Genomic DNA, 19,759 nt, shown 5'->3' on the forward strand with positions numbered 1-19,759 from the left:
CAGAGAGCATAAAGCGATTTCATTGTTTTATACAATGATGTCAACATAATAGCGCGTTTTTTCTGTCGAAAGTTCCGTCTAAAACAGGATTCGCCTCATCTCCGGTTTTGTGGTGCATAACGCTCATCTTCGCGGACACGAATTACAGCCTGTCTCTTTCCAGAATTTTCTTGCAAGAGCACCCCATTGATTGCTGAAATCTCCATAATTTTCCAATCGTCTCCCACGCGCGAACGCAAAGTATCTCCCTTTTTCACCGGTTTATTATCTATTACCGCTACGGTCACCGCTTGATTGTTTTCATTTTTTGCATAGATTTCAGTCAACGTATACACTCTGCTTAAATCGATTTCCTCACCATATTTTGAGGCTGGTTGAAAAGGATTTTTTAACTCTTCCACCATCGGCATGCACTCAGTCGTTGGTTTATTGTTTGGCGGAGTTTGTGCACCCTTTTCCCCTTGTTGGCCGGCAGTACCCTTCTGAGCACATTGCGCTATAGACGCAGACAATACTCCCCCCTTCTGTGCCAATTGCGAAAGAAACTCCCCTTTTTCCGGTTTGGCTTGCAAAGCAGATACAGAAATAACTAAACGTACTGCATGAATAGGTCTTTTTTGCTGGTTGTCATAGGGATGAATGTGCACCTCCTGGACCATGACACCATCCATCTCAATACCATTTAAATATTTTACCAAAGTATAAAAATCGGTCAACAGCTCTAACTGCCATGAATCCCTCTTCACCGAAGTTGCTGACAATCTGTTCACAGTAAGCTGTAGATTCGCAGCATGGCGCTGTACAACATTCATGATTGCAACCATATGATCCTTGACCTGCAATACCTGCTGGTTATCCACATTATTTCCAATAGCGTTCAAAAATTCTTTCTGATCATTGTACATGCTACGAAGGGGAAGATAAATAAAGACTCCTATACTGAGCATAAACAGCAACTGCCCAAACAAAAATATGCGTCTTGTATCACTCTTGCTGGAGAAATTTAACATGATATGCTCCCATCTAGACTACTGAGTTTTATTAATATTTACTACTGCTTGACTACGATCTTCCGTCGGCGAATCCATATTGTTTTGCTCATTTTTTTTGTTTGCAGAGCCCACATTAGCCGCTACGGTTTGTTCACTCTTTTTTTGGCTTTCGCTCTTGACAGTACGGATCATTTCCATACGGAATTCAACCAGTTTTTCCGATTTTTCCTTGCTGATCTGTATTTTTTCAAAGTTGACCATCATATTGTACGACTTTTGCTGCAACTGTTTACTCAAATTATCCTTATATTGTGCAATCTCTTTGAGATGTTCAGGATAATTTACAGCACTCGATATGCCGTCGATGGAGACAATTCGCTCTTGATCTCCTGCTCCCTTGTAACTCACAGCCATATCGGTTAACCATATGTTATTCGGCAGTTGTTCACTCAAAGATGCCAAATAATCACCCCATAATACTCTTTGGCGATTTTGTTTACCCTTGATCAACTCTTTGCCACCAGTAGCCGTTGACCGCTCCAACTTTTTGGTTAAATTATCAGATGCTGTCCTTACTTTACTGGCCTCATCAAAGAGATGATAACCGGTAAATAACAATAAGAAACCAGCAACAAACATGACACCAAACTTCTCTCTTTTCGAGGTTGATTGTCTTATGTCATGAAATTGACCAAATATATTTGCAATGGAAAATCGATTTCTATCATGGCTATGATCTGCATTTACTCCATTCAAAATATTTTCCTCCTTATACACACTAAAACGAATAGACGGTGAAGAATTTTTTACTCCTGTAGCATCAACTTCATATCTTTTGACAATCTGTTTTTGCGACATCTGCTCAAGGGCTTCTTTATTTTCAACCATAAAGTCCCACCTTTTATGCAACTGGTTTACCGATGAAATTCTGCTGGGCAAATCAAGCAGATGCGCTGTAAGTTTATTGAATGGTTCGTAGAGATGCAGTCGCAACTCTTTTCCAAATTCAAAACGGCTGTTCCAAAACAGAGTGGGACACTCTTCCAAGCCATGATAATCTATTATTCCCTTGATAAAAAAATTAAGCTCATCAGAAAACTGCTTGAAATATTTACCACTTCTTACTCCAAAATAAAAATCTTTATCAATATCATGTACAGTACCACCATTTTTTAGAATAGTATGACAAGAACGATTTTCAAGATCATAGTAGAGAATATGCCAACAGCCAACCGGAATGGGATGGGAGATCAATTTGTTCGCATCACCAGGAAAATAGATAATACTGCTCCTTGTCAAACCACAAGTGACAAGCAGTGTACCTGCACCCTTGGGAAAAGTAATACTGCTTTTGGCCAAACTTTCTATAAAATGAGGATCCAAAAAGGTTAAAGCAATGGAGGGATAGATCCCTTTTACCTTCTCGAAAAGCTTTTTACCCAATACCTGCACAATGCCATAGAAATAACTGTCTTCGGCAAACAGATCCATTTTTTTATCCTTATGCTTCTTTATCCACTCCTCCCGTATCTCTTCATCTGGAATAATCTGGGCATAGTTTTTGTCAAACCCCACAAAATCATAAGCAAAAAGTAAATTGACTTCTTTACCACGAAATTTTTTGCATGCACTGGGAAAATGCCATCCATCCAGTTTGAATTTACTGAGTAAATCCTCAGAGGCAAAAAGAATCTCTGGATCATCAATAACTAGATAAATTTCATGAACTGTATCCCAGTTAGTTTTGCCTCCAGGAGAGTGTTCCAAATGCTGAATCGCCGTTTTCATAATCCGGTCATAATATTCCAATCCACCTGGCTCAGGAGCAAGTGCATAGTGATCCTGGCTCTCTTTATGGTGTACAGAACCATCCAAAATCTGCACATCTTCACGCATAACTCTCACCATTGACAGTTCTGCGCTATTTTCATCCTCAGCCAAGGGAATCTTGATGTATTCAAAACCGAATTCACCAATACACAGAATCAATGAGAATTTGTTACTCATGTTCATCACTCCAGATTAAGATGATGGTGCGCTGCCCATAAGCGGGTGAGCAGAAGCTGCATCTGCAGTAGATTGCTTGACAAACTCTGCAAATATCCTGTAAATTCAAGGAAAAGATCGATAAAACTCCCTGACCCACGCCTGACCGGAATTTCCTGGTGAAGCCAATAGCGCATCAGAACATAAACTGGTTTGCAGCGGATCTGCACCACTTTTTTCATCCGGTTCAGGACGCATGCAAATCGTTGCCTCAATGGTCTTATCGTTGAGCAATCGTGACATATGCGTACCACCAATCACTGAACTCACCCACAACTGCACATGCAATAATCCCAGATCACCAGTACTGTTCTTCTGCACATTCTCTCTACTGATAGTGATTTGCCCCAAAGTCACCTTGCCCGATACCTGAATGCGTGATGTGCTGCCACCATCGTTGTAGATATATTCAAAAGATTTGCTTAAGTTGCCGACCTCGCCATCCAACTCGTCCAGATAGCCATTGAGTTGGGTTATTTTTGCCGAGTCCAACTCCTCTCCGCCATTATAGCGGGCACGACTGAGCAGATAATCAAGTACACCATGTTCAGCCCAATAGGCGCGCAACTGTGCCAGATTATAGTGCAAAGCACGTTTTTCATTGCGCAATACGCCTCCGACAAAAGTGGCAGACAAACCCAACACCACCATCATCACAATCATCACCAATAACAGAGTGTTGCCACTCTCTTGCCGCCAGGCGGCATAATGTAGACTTGCAAAACGCCGCACAGCTCCTCGCAAACGAGCCAAAAGAGAATAAGGCGGAATGAGTTTTTGCCAATGCTGCCCCATCAATCCACTTCCAAACGATAAGCTGTCCAAAAAGATTGGGTAAACTTTTCGACTGCCACCGATTTGCTGCTGTCCAAACCGGTAAGTTGTGCCGGATCCACCAAGATAAAGCGCAATTCGGGAGTTTTGCCTGCGATATTGCGTTGGCTGTTGCCGGTTGTGGTCGGATGAGCGGCAACCAATCCATCAACATGCCGCTCTTCCAAGTTTTGACAATCCGCCAAGGGATAGCCTGCACGCTGACAGCGCAGTGTCACCTTTTCTGCCTCTTGCGATTGCAAAAAACCACCACTATCGCTATTCCGCAAAGTCAAACGATAGGGGGTAATATCTTCACGGCTTAAGCTGCTCCCAAGAGGATTGGCACTTAAACCATGAAAGCCAGGTACACGGTCGTAGGCATGATCTCTCTCTATTCCCGACTGCCCGTTGCCCTCGCGAAACCCACCGTCACCGGCCATGGCAAAAAGATATTGCGCCTCCTGCTGCAACTTCATTCGCGTATAGCCTCTTAATCCTATCTCCTGCGCCAGACGCAATATCTGTATTAAAGTCAAGCCAATAATCGAGAGTATGACAGCGCTGACGACAACCTCTATCAAGGTAAATCCTGCCTCATCCGCCGCTGCAGAACGCTTGATTGCTCTTGATTTCCAAAAGTGCTGCCCCATCAACGTGCTCCGACTATGGTTTGTAGCGACAGGGTATGCTGCGCACTATGGGAGAGCTTTACGGGAACTCCTTCACTATCCAAACGGTAGGGAAAATCAAAATAGGCGGTCAATAGCAGACAACGAGAGCCGCTCGCATAATCAAAACAGGTTTGCGTTAAACGACTGCTCTCTATGGTCCAGCTCAACAGGGCAACAATGCCATCCACTTTGTCCAACCAGACCAGATTACGATCAGCAACGCTACCGGTATTGCCTCCAGAAGGACGATAATGAAAAATCACCCCCTCATTATCGGCAGTTTTCAGAAATCGTTGCCGATCCGTTTCCAACAAACCATAGGGATCACGATAGGAGGTCAAGATAGCGTGATCGGCATAGGGCTGCGCATGTCCAGAGGGATAACTCATTGTCTGCCCATAAATAGAAACCGTTTGATCCTGGATCTTGCCATAGCGATAAAGGGCCACGATCTTTTCCAAATGTCCATGCAAAGAGAGCAAAGCTTTCTGTTCCCACAGCATTTGTCGTGACAAGCCATCGACCATGGTAAACATCGAATAAACACCGGTCGCTAAAATGGCTACCAGAACAATGCTGATAATATTTTCCAACAAGGCAAATCCTGCCATGGAAGCTTTGCCATCCATTGTCGCACCCTATAGCAATGGATCGGTGGTACTGATTCCATCACGCCACTGCAAATAGATTGAACGTCCATTGCGTACTGCCGAATCTATTTCAGCGCGTGGAGGCGGATAGCGTAAAACCACAACGCGCCCTTCACTGGCAAGTTCATTCTCGTCACTGGCAACCCAGCCCCCGGCATGCACTTTATTTGTTGCCGTCATGCAGCCGCTTACTTCGGTTCCCGTAACCCCAGAAGTGACATCCTGTGCCGGAGAGCTACCAGAATAGTTGTTGTCACGCAGAATGGCCCACACCTCAAACTCTGGGGTATCACTACTATTGCTGATAAAGTTGCTGGTGCGCACCACATAGCAAAAATCTCCAGACTCCTGGAGTGGCACCCCCAAAGTATCTATCAACAACTGCTCATTCCACTCTTCGGGCTGATAATATTCGCCTCGACTATCAAAATAGGAGCGCTCCTCGGCTGCGATAGCACGCAAATAGGGTATCGCCTGTTCGGCGCGTGCAGAAATCAGCGCAATGCGAATCGGGTTAACTGATAGACCCACCAGCAAAGCCACGATGGTCAAGGCGATTAAAATTTCAAACAAGGTATATCCAGCTTGCCCAGATAAATTTGTTTGTTCTGAAAATCGTCGCTGCATCAGACTATCCTTTCGCGGTTACCGACGAGGTCATTTCCAGAATGGGCAAAAATGCTGACAACATCAGAACAGCCACAATAATACCCATCAAGGCGGTCAAGGTGGGATTGATCAATGTTGTCACCCGTAAAATGGCATAGTCCAACATGCGTTCAAAATATTCAGCGGCCAGAAAAAGCAACTCATCCAGATTACCCATCTGCTCGCCAGAAGAGATCATCTGCTGGGTTACCCCGGCAAACACCGCATGCTGGCCAAAAGCCTCACCGAGAGAATAGCCACCCTCCAATTGCTGGTGTACCAAGAACAACTGTTGTTCGACATATTTATTGCCGCTGGCCGTTGCGGCAAGATCGATGGCATTCAACACGGGCACATCGTTTTGCACCTGAACAGCAAAAGTGCGCGCAAACCGCGCCAACGCAGCCAGGCGCACCAAGCGACCAATAATCGGCACCTTGAGCAGATAACGATCCCAGAATAAACGTCCTCGTCGAGTATTGATGATCGTGATTGTTAGCAGAATCATTGCAATAACATAGATCATTAATACAAAACCATTTTCTTGCAACCAGTGACTAATACCCATCATGGCCAGGGTCAAATCGGGCAATTTAGCCTTCAACTGTTTGAAGATATGTTCAAAACGTGGAAAAATATGCAGGGTCATGATCAAAAATACAACTATTGTTGCAACCAGCAACAGTATGGGATAGGTTATGGCTTGGCGTACTCTTTGGCGCAAGTTATCCATACGATCGAGATAGACACTTATCTGCTGCAAACAAAGATCCAGCCGACCGGACTCCATACCTGCTTTGACCACCCCGATGTAGATCGGCCCAAATATTTTTGGCCAGTGGCTTAAAACCTCCCCAAGATCCTCACCCGCTTCCACCCGTTTGGCGATAATCGCCAACAAATTGCCCATTTTTTTGTTGGTGCTCTCACGGGAAAGGTTCTGCAACACATCGACCAAAAGCAGATGACTACGCATCATGGCTGAAAATTGATTGGTAAAAATCAAGACATCGCTATTGGTGATTCCACGCATCGTCAACCCTCCCCTAGCGCCATAAAGACCTCTTCCAGAGAGGTGACCCCCTCCTCAAACAAACGCATGCCATTGTTAATCAGTGGTGTCATTTTGCGGCTTCGCGTCAACTCCTCTTTCAGTTTGGGCAATTTCTCTTTATTGATGATGCTGGCACGCACCTCTTCGCTAAAATTTAACAGCTCATAAACAGCCTGCCTGCCGTTATAGCCTGTTTTACGGCATTGACTGCAACCAAGGGGATTGTTAACCATATAGGTCACGTTAGCATCAACTTGCAGACCGGCACGTTGTATCTGCTCTGCGGTAATGCCCTTTACCCGCAAGCGCTCCAGATATTCAGAACCCTTGCACTCCTCTTTGCAACTGCATAACACCCTGACCAGACGTTGCGCCATGGTCAAAGAGAGGGAATTGGCCAACAAAAAGGGTTCGATACCCATTTCCAACAGACGATCTATCACTTTAATGGCATCGTTGGCATGGATGGTGGAAAGAACAAGATGGCCGGTCAGCGATGCTTCCACCGCCATTTTGGCTGTTTCGGCATCACGGATCTCCCCGACCATAATCACATCGGGATCCTGGCGCAGAATGGTACGCAAACCATTGGCAAAGGTGACCCCAATTTTTGCATTGACCTGCATTTGATGAACGCCATCCATGCGAATTTCAACGGGATCTTCGACCGTAAGAACATTTTTTTTGTTGCGATCGATAGAGCCAAGACAGGAGTACAGAGTGGTGGTCTTACCAGATCCTGTTGGACCACTGACCAAGATCAAACCATGGGGCGAATGGACCTTTTGTTTGAGCAGCTCCTTGTCACGTCCAGACATCGACAAGGTGTCGATATCGCTCATCATTGAATTTTTATTGAGCAACCGCAACACCAGTTTTTCACCATATACCGTAGGATAAGAGGAGACGCGCACATCAACTTGATTGTTTTGCAACTTCATGGAAAAACGGCCATCTTGGGGTCGGCGCCGTTCCGCCACATTCATTTTCGATTGAATTTTCATATAGGCAACAATCGGTGGGTGCACGTTCAATTCATGACGCGCCTCTTCAACCATCGTACCGTTCAAACGAAAACGCACCAGCAACCAGTTCTGCGAGGGTTCAAAGTGAATATCCGAAGCCTTGTTCAACCATGCCTGTAACAATATTCCCTTGCATATCTCTGCAATGTTCAGCTCTCCTGACAACTGCACTTTGTATTGATTCAACCCTTCAGCGACAATCTCTACCATTCCCTTTTGTGAATCGATCACATGTTCGGATCCGCGTTTTATCAACCCCTCAACATGCTGTCGAAACTCATCCATGTGCAATACAGAACGCACATCACCCATCGACATCCAAACCGCCTCTACAGATTTACCGGTGCGACGCGCCAACCATTGCGAGAGAATAGGATCCAATGGATCGGCGGTCACATAACGAAACACCTCGTCTTGAGAGGAGGAGCGCAGAGGAAAAATCATCAAAGTATCAATCAGATGACGTTCTCTGAGAATCCAATGCGGATATTCAATCTCCCCTATCTTCAGCTCTTCAAAGATGCGACCTCCTTCGCCTTCGGCAGACAAATTGCCATGCTCTTTGCCCTTTTCCTGTTTGTTCCCACGCTGTGGCGCACGCAACAGACGCTTTTTTAATTTGAGAGCCAAGACTTCATACAAACCGCTCCAGCGAGCCGGATCTTCTACATCTTTGCCAACCAGATTGCGAAAAATGGCCCCAGGCGGCGTTTTGCCTTTATGCTCCTTGATATACTCTGCAATCTCCTCCCTTGTTGTTTTGGCCAAACGCGCTAAAAACTTTTTATCTTCCAATAATTGTTCCAAGAGAGAATAGGTCAATAGCGGCTTCGGACAAATTTCTTCTGCAGAAGCAGGCTGCGCAGACCTAAAGCCTGGAGGGACATAGGCATCATCTGTTTCTTGCTCACCCTCCCCTGTTTGCTGATTCTCTGCAGATGAATACCTGGAATCCTCTCTGTGGCCGGAGTGTTGCCACTGCTCCGCACGCTTGGATATCTTTGGCGCATCGGCCTGTTTTGGAGTGGCTGTATTGTCTTGACTCCGAGAAAACTCTTTTTTGTCTGCTGGCTGAGCGCCCACAGTTGCACCCTTCTCAAGTGCGGCCTCACTCCTGCCCGACCGAGAAGAAGGAGCTCTTGCACTGGACAGATCTTTTTGCTTGCCGTCAGTTGAGGCTCCTGGGATCCCCATTGCACGCTGCTGCTCCGTCTCCGCCTCTTCTGCTGGCTCTGCGGAGAGCTGACCAGGCTTGCCGGTCGGCATTATCTGGGTCAGCTCTGCCTCTTCTGCTGGTGCTGCAGAGAGCTGACCACGCTTGCCAGTCGGCAAAGCCCTGGTCACCATTTCCTTGCTGTCTGCCGCCTGCTCTTCAGGTGCGTGCAATAACACCGTAAATATGGTATCACCAACCCGCAACATATCACCGTCATTCAACGGTTTGGCTTCCATGACCATCTCACCATTGACCTGGGTGCCATTGCGACTATCCAGATCCTCTACCCACCATACCCCTTCCCGCCAATCGAGCCGACAATGCTTTCTTGAAACAAATGGATCATCCAGACGCAACTCCGCCTTTCCTGGCTGCTCAGTGCCAAGACGTCCAATCAACAAATAGGGTTCGCCTTCAAACGCATAATATGGCTGCCAACTGCCTTCAATTTGCAGAAAAATACGTGGCAAAAGATTTTCTGTTTTACTTGTTTCCGCCATGTCCATCCCCTTTTCTATTCGGTAAAGACAACCCGAAAGCCGACATTGGCATAACCCAGGTTACTTTGTAAGCGATTCCGATAACCACAACGTCCCGTGTTGGGCGCACTATCAAAGGCACCTCCGCGCACAACACGTTCGATGTTTTGCCACTCCATTGGTTTTTGGACAACATGGGCACGCGCATCCATCAACTGCGAATTCCAGTCGGAGCTCCAGCTATCCTGACACCACTCCCAGACATTGCCGCATAAATCATAAAAACCCAAACCGGTTTTGGGAAAAGAAGCGACCGGCGTGGTCGTCAACCACTGATTGCTGATATTGGCACGTGCACTGGTGACATGTTCGTTACCCCAGGGATAAGCCGGTATTTTTCTCTCTTTAGTGCCACCATTGGCGGCAATCTCCCATTGCAACTCATTGGGCAACTGTCCAGAGCGACCCTTGAATTTCACCCAGTTGGCATAAGCCATTGCCTGCTCCCAGGTGACATGCACCATGGGATGAGCATCCAATTCACAATATTGCATGCGCTCAGAAAATTTTCTGGGATCTTGACCGGTAGCATATAAATATTGCCTGAACTCCCATTGGCTAACCGGTTGCTGCATCATGTAAAAGGCTTCAACTTCGATAGGAAAGAAGGCTATACTATTTCCCAATGGTTCATTATTACCATAGCCAACATAATATTTGCCTCTGGGAACATGGATCAGTTTTTGTTCAATAGTGGAAGCAATCTGTGCACGCTCTTTCGGCAACAACTGAACCTTTTGTACCAGATCTTCCATCTCTTTTCTTTGTATATTGCCTATCATCAGATTAAACAAATGTACGAAGAGTGCGGGAGATAAACGAAAATTGCTGTGTATCCCTTTGGCATAGGATTGATACCTATCAAATTCCTTGCGCCACTCTTTAATCTCTGCAGGGGAATAGTCCCTATTTTCCAGCTCCAACCACCCACTGGGAAATTTTGTCACTCCGGTCAATAATTCAGACACCAATGGAAACAGACTCTGCCAATCACGCTTTTGCCAATAGGCCAACAGCTCAGTTTCTTCTTTCGGCGCTTGGCGTAACAATTTACGTTCTGGCAATAAAAAATTGATTCTGATCTCTGGATGATCACCCCCCCTTGTTGGCAACAGTTCAACCTGTTGACAACGGATCCCTCCCAGATAGCCACCGGCATGATGAATATCCAGAACAATCTGCAGCAAGTGGGTAAAAATATGCCAACGAACCTCTGCAGTCAGCACCGGCTCCCTTCGGTTATTGAGCAACCAATAGCACAGGGTAGTTTCTGCAGGCGATTTTCCCTCATTATTTCTCTCAACGCTGAGCAGCTCTGAGATAACCACAGCTCTACCCAGGCGCTGTCGCAAGCTGATTGTGTTATCCACCTGGCGCAGATGCAGTTTTTTGATCTGTTGCACCCACAGATTGATTTGCCCATTGGTTTGTGCACAGGGTTCACCTTTATACCATTGCACCCTCTCGATCCTGTTTGCCCCTTTGGCCACGTGCCAAGTGGAGACCTCAGCTTTGTCTGTCCACCAGGGGTCATAGGGTGACCACCACTGCTCACTATCCAAACTGAGTATGTCGATGATCTCCGCCCAGGAGGGGCGCTGCGCGGGATCATAATGGACCATCAAGGGTAACAACTCACGCAAAAAGGGATTATAATCGCGCAACTCTTCATGCTCAAAATTGGGTGCAACAGCTCTGCCTCTCACCCTTTTGCGCATGGCACCACTCAGCACTTCATAGGCAATCATCCCAAACGAATAGATATCCAAAAGATAGCTCGGCTTGGCTCCCGACTCCGCTTCCGGTGCCATATAGCTGCGTGTGCCGGCAATCTGCACATCACCCTCTTCATACTCTTCCTGGCTGAGTGAAATCCCAAAATCCAAAATATACGGACGTTCTGGATTGCCCCTTTTCAAAAGAATATTATCCGGTTTTAAATCCCGATGGATAAACCCTTTGGCGCTGGCATAACTGATTCCTCCAGCCAAATGCAGCAAAATGCGAATGCGCTCCTGTCTGGTCAGAGCCACTTCATATTGATTTGCCTCTATCCACTTTGTCAGCGACTGGCCTTCAATATATTGCATGACAATGGCATAACTGTCCTGCCATTCTACCAAACCATTTATTTTACATATGGTATCATGCGACAACTCCTCGACCCGTTTAACCTCTTTCGCCAACAGATCAACCTGCTTACGCCAGTTATCCTCTTCTCGCAATTCGGGATGGTTACGATTGAGAACTTTTAAGGCTACAATACGGTTTTCAATCGTATCTGTTGCCTTGAATACTGTGCCATAGCCTCCTTGACCCAATTTTACCAGATCAATATAGCGGTCTGCTGAAGTGTCGCCCATGTTCAATGCTCAGTTTATCGGTTTCTGTCATAACCAATCTTATATATCATGCTCGTTCACAACCAAATGTGTCATCGGGCGCTGTGCTCACACCCAATGCACATTTGGTTGTGAATCATCTCACGATACTTTACCGTTACAACCGCCTTCACCTGGATCAACAGGAGACTGTTCGCCCTCTGAGACATAGTTCACACTATTAAAGTGGTCTGTCCAACCCGGTTTATCCTTCACCACTGTGTTGGAATAATAGACTTTATAGTTACCTGTTTCCTTGTGCGACGCCACGATACAGTAGGTATCTTTATCTGTATATTCCAGAACATAGGTAAAATTTGCATTGTCGATGACATTCAATGTCGGCAGTGCGCGCTGCAACGAATCACTGGATGTGCCCAATAATTTGTTATAGGTCGCAAAAAGTGTCGTGGTCGGATAATTGGCTGTATGGGCATTGACCGCATCCGCGATATAGCCCATTTGCTTGACTGCCTCGCTGGCACGTGCCGTGCGGATAAATGAAATCATTTTTGGCACCCCAATCCCTGCCAAAATGGCAATGATTGTTAACACCACCATGATTTCAATCAAAGAAAAACCTCCCTGGGCAGAACGGGAAAATCCTGCAACTCTCTGCCGCATACCGTTATGATTCATCTACCTTCCTCCCTACATGATCGGTTTGTTATTTGCGTGACGCTTCCAATAGCGGGCACCCGTTGTGCAGCGCCGATGGCGACACACCTCCCTCAGCGACCGGGGTATGCTTGACCAATACCCGTGACCCGGCTGCAGTCAATCCATATCTGTATTCCATGCGTATATAATGTTTCAGATCGACACTATACCACCACTTTTCAAACCCTTCCCAACCACTGACGGGATTTATTGTATTCCACACAATAACATAGGTCTTGAAACGGCCAGCCGGCACCAGAATCTCCTCTTCGCCCTCCACCTTGAACAGCGAACGATGTTTGCGCGCTACACCGTTGGCGGTAAATTCACGGGTAAAGTTGAGCAAATAACCTGGAGTCAAACGCAAGCGGCCATCCACCTTGCCGCTGGCTTGCGGAGTAATTGATTTGTTGGTGCGCAACACATCTTCGACATAGGAGTCCGTCAATAAAAATCCTTGTCGCTTGTAACATTCACCCTTTTGATCCAAACGTACAAAGGTGGTCTTGTCACCCTCCTGTGCGGCAACGGCCACAGCATAACCATCATCATAATGCCACGCCTCACCTACCTTCCAATCAGGACGATAACTTCCTTCCTCTGCATCAAACTCCGCACCACGATCAGCCGATAGTGTTGCACAACCACTCAATATTAAGAGCGCTGCGCTGAGATAGTGCACTCTTGCTCTGTTCATACTTTCCTCTCTTCACTCAGTCAGATTTTGCTCGGCTATGGTTTGGCAATCGGCTCACTCTTCAACTTATAGCGTTGTAATAACTTGTTTTTTTCTGCATCGTTCACATTCCAAGTTATCTTTGCTGCTTGCTCTACATTTTCAATCCTCACCTGATTAACCAAGGTTGGCACACCGCCGATAATGAACTCGGCCAGATGGAACTGTTGATACAACTCCATCCACTTGCGATCTATAAGCGCCAGGAATATGCCTTCTTTGTCACGGCTGGTCATTACCCCCTCAATCAGTAATCCCGAACGATCAACACGATCCAACGGCAAGTTGCGAAACTTGATCTGAAAACCCTCTTGCTTCCCAACATCCTTCAAATTGGGAAAAAGCTCCTCCTTGCAGGGATTTTCCACATTGTTATAGCAAAATTGCTGATCGTGACTGTGATAATAGAGGATCTGTTTTCTATACATCTCCCTGGTGGCGTTAAGAAATGCATCAATGGCCGACTTGCGCTGGTTGGCTTCCCAAGTGGGAAAATAGAAGATCCAAGCCACCATCAGCATGCTCCCCAACCAGGGCAATAGAGCCAAGACCTGCTCCAGCCATTGCCACCGCATGCTCATCACTCATCCTCCGCACGCGAACGACTCATCGGCAACAGTGGGCTCTCCACATGCAGATTTTTCATCCCGGAGGCCACTGCCCCCCGTTCTCGTTTGATAAAGGAGCGCGAAGAGAGACTCTCCTGCAATATCTCCTCATTGGCAGCACGCAGATCATCCGCCGGCAGAGTGTTCTCTTCTGCAACAAGGGGATTCAACACCCGAGGAGTAATCAAAAACACCACCTCACTACGCTTATTATCTGACTTGCGATAATTAAACAGATTGCCCAATAGCGGTATGGAACGCAGACCGGGCACCCCACGATCCGTTTCACCACGCACCGTCTTGAACATTCCACCAAGGATAAAGGTGGAGCCCTGAGGCAAAAATACATTGGTATGAATCTCTTGCTCATCTGTGGTGACCGACACTCCAGCAGCCGCTATACCACTAGGAAGCGTCGATGGCGCAGAACTTTTTGCACTGATATCCAGACGTATTTTCTCTACCTCGCCATCCTTTGTCTTGATAACCATCGGCAAAATGTCTATAGAGACACCAGTTTGAACTGTGGTTATGTTTGATCTTGCTTTGCTGTCATCTGCCTGAAACTGAAAAGAAAGATTTTTGGAGCTGGTGATTTTGGCAGGAATATTTTCCATGGTCACCACTCTCGGCGAAGAGATGGTCTGCAAGCGCTCACTGCTCTCCATGGCTTTAAGCGTGGCATCCAACATATAGCGAGAGCCCTGAAAGAGAAATCCCATGGCACCACCGGTAGCAGGGATTGATGGATTACTCACTAATTGCAATTGGCCCCTGCCTGTGCTGACGTTACTGTAGCCAACGCCGCTGAGTGAAGTGTTACCGGTAAAAGCCCCAGCACCGTGAATCCCTTGCGCATACCCCCAATCCACTCCCAATGAGGCAGAAAGATCATGCTGTCCCTCCAGAATCATCACCTCAATTTCAATCTGGTTTTCCTGTTTATCCAAATCCTCGACAATCAATTTGCGAATCTTTTCCACTGCTGCAGGCACACCCCAAACAATCACCGAGTTGGTGCGCCGATCGGCGGCAACCACCGGCGTTGTCGGATCCATTAGATTAAAATCAACCTTCCCTTCACCGCCCGGCAGCGCCCCCTCGGCAACACCGTTGCCAGATGCTCCAGTCGCCGCTCCCGCAGCAGCGGCACCCCCTCCCGGAACCGTACCCTGCGGATTCCAGGCTCCAGGTCCACCCATCATCTGCCCCCATCCCTGCCCAGAACCTCCCTGCAGCTTCTGAAAATCCTTGGCATCTACCGCCCGGGTCAACAGCTTGAGCGATTCAATAATGCCCGGAATTTCATAACTCTTGCCCTGAAAAGTGCGCGTGGTCCGATCCACATTGGCATAACGCAGAGGAATACGTACATAGGTCCAATTCTGCATCGTCTTTTCCAACGACTGCATATTCTCCCGCTGCTGTATCTTCTTCAGATTTCCCACCCCCGCATCATATCCTTTGAAGACATTCAGCATGTTGGTCACGTCATTGTTGTTGCCCGAAACATAGATCGTGTTGGTGGCGCTATCGACCTTAAAAATAAGCTCCTTATAGGTGTTATCCTTACCTTCAGAATTCTTATTCGCTTTGCCAGGACATTTAGCGTTGTTGTTTACTTCACACCAACTCTGCCAAATCTCTGTCACCTTGCCGTGCACAGGAGAAAAGACCCCTGAAATTTTTTTATTACTCTCTTGACTCTTCGGTTTGAAGGTGAGCGACTTGTCACCGCTAATGACATACTGCCAGTTATAGGTTTTGGCGATATAGTCCACTACCTTCTCTTTTGACTGCTCCAGCAACTTTTTATCCACCATCACCATCTGTCCGGGATTGATCTGCTCCAGGTTATACTCCCATTTGCAATCATTTTTGACATTATCAAGCAAACTGCCTATGGGTCTGTGGGTACTCTCCCCAATAATCTTACGCAAACATTGATCAAGATCTTGTTGGCTGCGTTCATCATCAGCCCACAACGGTTGCCCTGCCACCATGACCTGCAGCAGACCACACGCGGCAAAAAGAGCAGCCCGTTTCAACCAACGACCTTTGCGCATAAAAACTGGATTTGCGGCGGTGACTGCTGTTTCTCCTTGGCCTTGTCCCAAAGGAAACTCCTCTTCTGCACCACTCTCTGCTCCGTCCGTATATACCTTCGTCTCCCGTACCGAACCCATGCCAGACATCGCTCTCTCCTCCAGATCCTTTTAGTTTCAGTTTTGTAAAGTTTTTACATAGTTGCAGCAGATATTCACCACTTAAATCACGCATACACAAACAAAGTCAACAATACCCAGCAACATCCAAGATCTTGATTGTTATACGACATCAGGATCCTGGTTATAATTTTTTGCTGTTTATTCTTTCTGGGATCTGCTGCATGATACAGAACGCTATTGGTCCGAACAAGAGAAAAATTAAAATATATTTAACTATCAATAATATATTATGAACAAGTTCGGTAATCTTACGCAATTTCAATGATTTTTGTGTGTCACTCCACACGCCTGAGAGCTCAACCACCAAAGGGATGGATTGATGTATGCAAGTCACAAAAGGCAGTGCCATAACCCTGCTTGGCCAGAGCAAGATCATCAAGCTGCTCTGATAACTGCAGGGCAATCGCATTTGAAAATCAGAAAACTATTATGGAGGTCCAGGAGGAGATTATCTCCTCCTGTTGGGTGCAGGGCAAAGCCCTGCTGGTAATGTGCGGCGTTTCACCAAAGCGAATGCAAAGCATTCGCGCATGCCGCACAGATTTGTGCCCCAAAGGGGCACTCTTTGGGAGGGCGGACGCCCGACATGCACAGTTTCGCTTGTGGCAACAGTGAGAAAATTGGCAAATGCGATTGCCGTGCCAGGCTGCTTGCAAAAAAGGCAGCTCATAGGCACAATCAACAACATAAAAACATCCGACAGGTCGGAACCTCCTCCTCCAGTCGGGTGCAAAGAATAAGCGCGACTTAATCCAGACAGGAGCAGGGGATAATTGCGACTTAATCCAGACAGGATCAGGGGATAATTGCGACTTAATCCAGACAGGAGCAGGGGATAATTGCGACTTAATCCAGACAGGATCAGGGGATAATTGCGACTTAATCCAGACAGGATCAGGGGATAATTGCGCCCGAAAATTGCAAGTCTGTATCACACACCGAGACCAAGGATGACACAGTGGGATTAACCCAACTCAGACAAGGGAAGAATTGAGATTCATTTTATACTATTGTATTGAGACTCAGTATCAGGATCAAAAACAGGACTAAAACATATGCGCATTTTCTCGCCGTTGCCACAAACTTAAACTGTGCAGGTCGGGCCTCCGCCCTCCCAAAGAGTGCCCCTGCGGGGCACAGATTGTCGCGGCGTGCGCGAATGCTGACGCATTCGCTTCTGGTGAAACGCCGCTAGATGCAGGACTCCGTCCTGCACCTGCCAGGAGGAGATAATCTCCTCCTGGACCTCCATAATAATGATTTGTTTTTCAAGTGCGTTTGCTCTATCGGAAAGGATATGCTCCTGGCCTTGCTCTCCTCTCTGCAGCAATGTGCTATCCACTACCTTAACGGTGCTCCACCGCCTCGCGAATAATCTGCAAACTCTTGGCATCCTCAATGGTGGGCAGCTCGCCAGGGTCGCGCCCTTCGGCTATCGCCAAAATCGCCCGACGAATCACCTTCCCGGAACGGGTCTTGGGCAAACCAGGAACAATGTGCACATATTTGGGCTTGGCTATGCCACCAATCTGCCGCGCCACTACCGCCTTTAACTCATCCTCCGTCGGCGGCTGCGCATGGCTCATCAACACCACAAAAGCCTCAATCTCCTGCCCCTTCAACTCATCCTTGATCCCAACCGCAGCCGCCTCCGCAACCGCCGGATGGGTGCATAACGCCTCCTCCACCTCTCTGGTGCCTAAACGATGACCCGCCACATTGATCACATCATCATTGCGACCCATGATGAAAAAATAGCCCTCTTCATCAAATACCGCATAGTCAAAAGTGGCATACAACAGCTCAGAACTGCTGGAAAAATAGGTGGAGACAAAGCGGCTGTCATCGCCCCATACCGTGCTCATACAACCAGGCGGCAACGGCGGTCGAATCATCAAGGAACCTTTGCTCTCCGCCTCGCTAATCACTTTGCCATCACTGTCCAACAAAACTGTCTCATAGCCAAAGGCTGGCAATGTCGGTGAGCCAAATTTGATCGGCAATAAACCCAAACCAGCATAATTACTCAAAATCGGCCAACCAGTCTCCGTCTGCCAATAGTTGTCCACCACCGGTGCCTGCAACGCCTCACTCACCCACCGATGGGTCTCCTTGTCCAACGGTTCACCCGCCAAAAAGAGCGTGCGCAAACTGCTTAAATCATGCTGCTTGATCCACTCCGCGCCACTCTTTTTCAATAAACGTATGGCTGTCGGCGAGGTGAACAGACAGTTGACCCGATATTCCGCCACCAATGACCACCAAATACCCGGATCCGGACGAATCGGCAAACCTTCATACAAAAGAGTCGCTGCCCCGGTCAACAACGGTGCATAGACAATATAGGAGTGGCCCACTACCCAACCAATGTCCGAACCGGCAAACATCACATCTCCAGGATGGACATTATAAATATATTTCATCGACATGCGCATGGCCACCATATGGCCACCCGTATCGCGCTGCACCCCCTTGGGACGACCAGTGGTTCCCGAAGTATATAAAATATACGAAGGATGCGCCGAATCCACCCACACCGGCGGCACCTCCCTGCCCGTATGTTTGGCCATGGCCGTGGCAAAATCAATCTCGCCGGCAAGCGGCGTCTCCTCCACCGCCAAATGACGATCGATCACCAACACCTGCGGCACTGCCACCGTCACCGCCGCCAAACCCTCCTTGAGCAGCGGCTTATAATGGGCCACCTTGCCGCCACGCATCCCGGCATCGGCAGTGATAATCAATTTGGGACTGGCATCATCAATGCGCGAGGCCAAGGCCAACGCAGCAAATCCACCAAAAACCACCGAATGAATGGCCCCTATGCGCACACAAGCCAACATGGCCACAATCGCTTCAGGAATCATCGGCAGATAGATCAAAACCCGATCACCCTCGCCAACCCCCAACTCCTGCAGTAGAGAGGCCATCTCGTTGCACTGCCGGTACAACTCTCCATAAGTGATGACCTGACGCTGCTCCACCTCGGTCGAAACCCAGATAATCGCCGCCTGCTCCGCCCGCTGTGGCAAGTGACGATCCACCGCATTATAACAAATATTGGTCATGCCACCGGCAAACCAGGTGGCAAATGGCGGCTTACTGTAATCCAATACCTGGTCAAAAGGTTGCTGCCACTCAATGAGTGCTGCCTGCTCCCGCCAAAACTCCTCACGATCTTCGATCGAACGACGGTATAATTTTTCATATTCTTGCCGATTGCTCATGCCCACTTCTCCTATCCATTTGCGGAACCCAGGCTGATTCTCCCCGACACTTATGCAGCCATCCCCTCCAGCTTGGCAGCGCCATTGCCCATTATTCCAGATTTGGGCGCCTGCGGCAAAGCAGAAAGCAGGGCAATCGCATTTGCCAATTTCCTCACTGTTGCCACAAGCGAAACTGTGCATGTCGGGCGTCCGCCCTCCCAAAGAGTGCCCCTGCGGGGCACAAATCGGTGCGGCGTGCGCGAATGCTACGCATTCGCTT

14 protein-coding genes are annotated in these 19,759 nt (G+C 47.6%); all 14 read right to left on the reverse strand.

Annotation, left to right across the window (positions count from 1 at the left end; all coding sequences use genetic code 11):
- Positions 1 to 95: 95 nt before the first annotated feature.
- Complete coding sequence (locus EJP87_RS05480; RefSeq protein WP_130470854.1) at positions 96 to 1,010, reverse strand: hypothetical protein; 915 nt, start codon at positions 1,008 to 1,010, stop codon at positions 96 to 98.
- 18 nt (positions 1,011 to 1,028) lie between these two features.
- Positions 1,029 to 2,999 carry a PilN domain-containing protein gene (locus EJP87_RS05485; protein WP_130470855.1) on the reverse strand — a complete coding sequence of 657 codons (1,971 nt, stop codon included), beginning with the start codon at positions 2,997 to 2,999 and terminating at the stop codon, positions 1,029 to 1,031.
- Positions 3,000 to 3,104: 105 nt separating this feature from the next.
- Positions 3,105 to 3,833, reverse strand: coding sequence for a hypothetical protein (locus EJP87_RS05490; protein WP_153188657.1), 729 nt, complete (start codon positions 3,831 to 3,833; stop codon positions 3,105 to 3,107).
- Positions 3,833 to 4,504: a PulJ/GspJ family protein gene (locus tag EJP87_RS05495; protein WP_130470857.1), complete on the reverse strand. Its 672-nt coding sequence runs from the start codon at positions 4,502 to 4,504 to the stop codon at positions 3,833 to 3,835. The genes EJP87_RS05490 and EJP87_RS05495 overlap by 1 nt, the downstream gene beginning before the upstream one ends.
- A complete protein-coding gene (locus EJP87_RS05500) occupies positions 4,504 to 5,136 on the reverse strand; it encodes a hypothetical protein (RefSeq protein ID WP_153188658.1) in 633 nt (210 codons plus the stop codon). Before EJP87_RS05500 ends, EJP87_RS05495 begins: the two co-directional genes overlap by 1 nt.
- Before the next feature lie 27 nt (positions 5,137 to 5,163).
- Positions 5,164 to 5,802 (reverse strand): type II secretion system protein, encoded by a 639-nt coding sequence (locus tag EJP87_RS05505; RefSeq protein WP_130470859.1) that lies wholly within the window; start codon positions 5,800 to 5,802, stop codon positions 5,164 to 5,166.
- A gap of 4 nt (positions 5,803 to 5,806) precedes the next feature.
- Positions 5,807 to 6,856, reverse strand: a complete 1,050-nt coding sequence (locus EJP87_RS05510; RefSeq protein WP_130470860.1) for a type II secretion system F family protein — start codon at positions 6,854 to 6,856, stop codon at positions 5,807 to 5,809.
- Positions 6,857 to 6,858: 2 nt separating this feature from the next.
- The gene (locus EJP87_RS05515) at positions 6,859 to 9,618 is read right to left on the reverse strand and encodes an ATPase, T2SS/T4P/T4SS family (RefSeq protein ID WP_193771162.1); all 2,760 of its coding nucleotides are present in this window, start codon (positions 9,616 to 9,618) and stop codon (positions 6,859 to 6,861) included.
- A 14-nt stretch (positions 9,619 to 9,632) separates the two neighbouring features.
- Entirely contained in the window at positions 9,633 to 12,020 is a 2,388-nt protein-coding gene (locus EJP87_RS05520) for a bifunctional serine/threonine-protein kinase/formylglycine-generating enzyme family protein (RefSeq protein ID WP_130470862.1), read from the reverse strand.
- A 120-nt stretch (positions 12,021 to 12,140) separates the two neighbouring features.
- A complete protein-coding gene (locus tag EJP87_RS05525) occupies positions 12,141 to 12,677 on the reverse strand; it encodes a type II secretion system protein (RefSeq protein WP_130470863.1) in 537 nt (178 codons plus the stop codon).
- A gap of 28 nt (positions 12,678 to 12,705) precedes the next feature.
- Positions 12,706 to 13,395, reverse strand: coding sequence for a hypothetical protein (locus EJP87_RS05530; protein WP_130470864.1), 690 nt, complete (start codon positions 13,393 to 13,395; stop codon positions 12,706 to 12,708).
- Positions 13,396 to 13,430: 35 nt separating this feature from the next.
- The gene (locus EJP87_RS05535; RefSeq protein ID WP_130470865.1) at positions 13,431 to 14,015 is read right to left on the reverse strand and encodes a hypothetical protein; all 585 of its coding nucleotides are present in this window, start codon (positions 14,013 to 14,015) and stop codon (positions 13,431 to 13,433) included.
- Positions 14,015 to 16,237: a type II secretion system protein GspD gene (locus EJP87_RS05540; RefSeq protein WP_130470866.1), complete on the reverse strand. Its 2,223-nt coding sequence runs from the start codon at positions 16,235 to 16,237 to the stop codon at positions 14,015 to 14,017. The genes EJP87_RS05535 and EJP87_RS05540 overlap by 1 nt, the downstream gene beginning before the upstream one ends.
- A gap of 1,379 nt (positions 16,238 to 17,616) precedes the next feature.
- Positions 17,617 to 19,497 (reverse strand): propionate--CoA ligase, encoded by a 1,881-nt coding sequence (locus tag EJP87_RS05545; RefSeq protein WP_130470867.1) that lies wholly within the window; start codon positions 19,495 to 19,497, stop codon positions 17,617 to 17,619.
- Positions 19,498 to 19,759: the final 262 nt, after the last annotated feature.

The sequence above is a fragment of the Candidatus Magnetaquicoccus inordinatus genome (genome assembly GCF_004217665.1).
GTDB lineage: Bacteria > Pseudomonadota > Magnetococcia > Magnetococcales > Magnetaquicoccaceae > Magnetaquicoccus > Magnetaquicoccus inordinatus.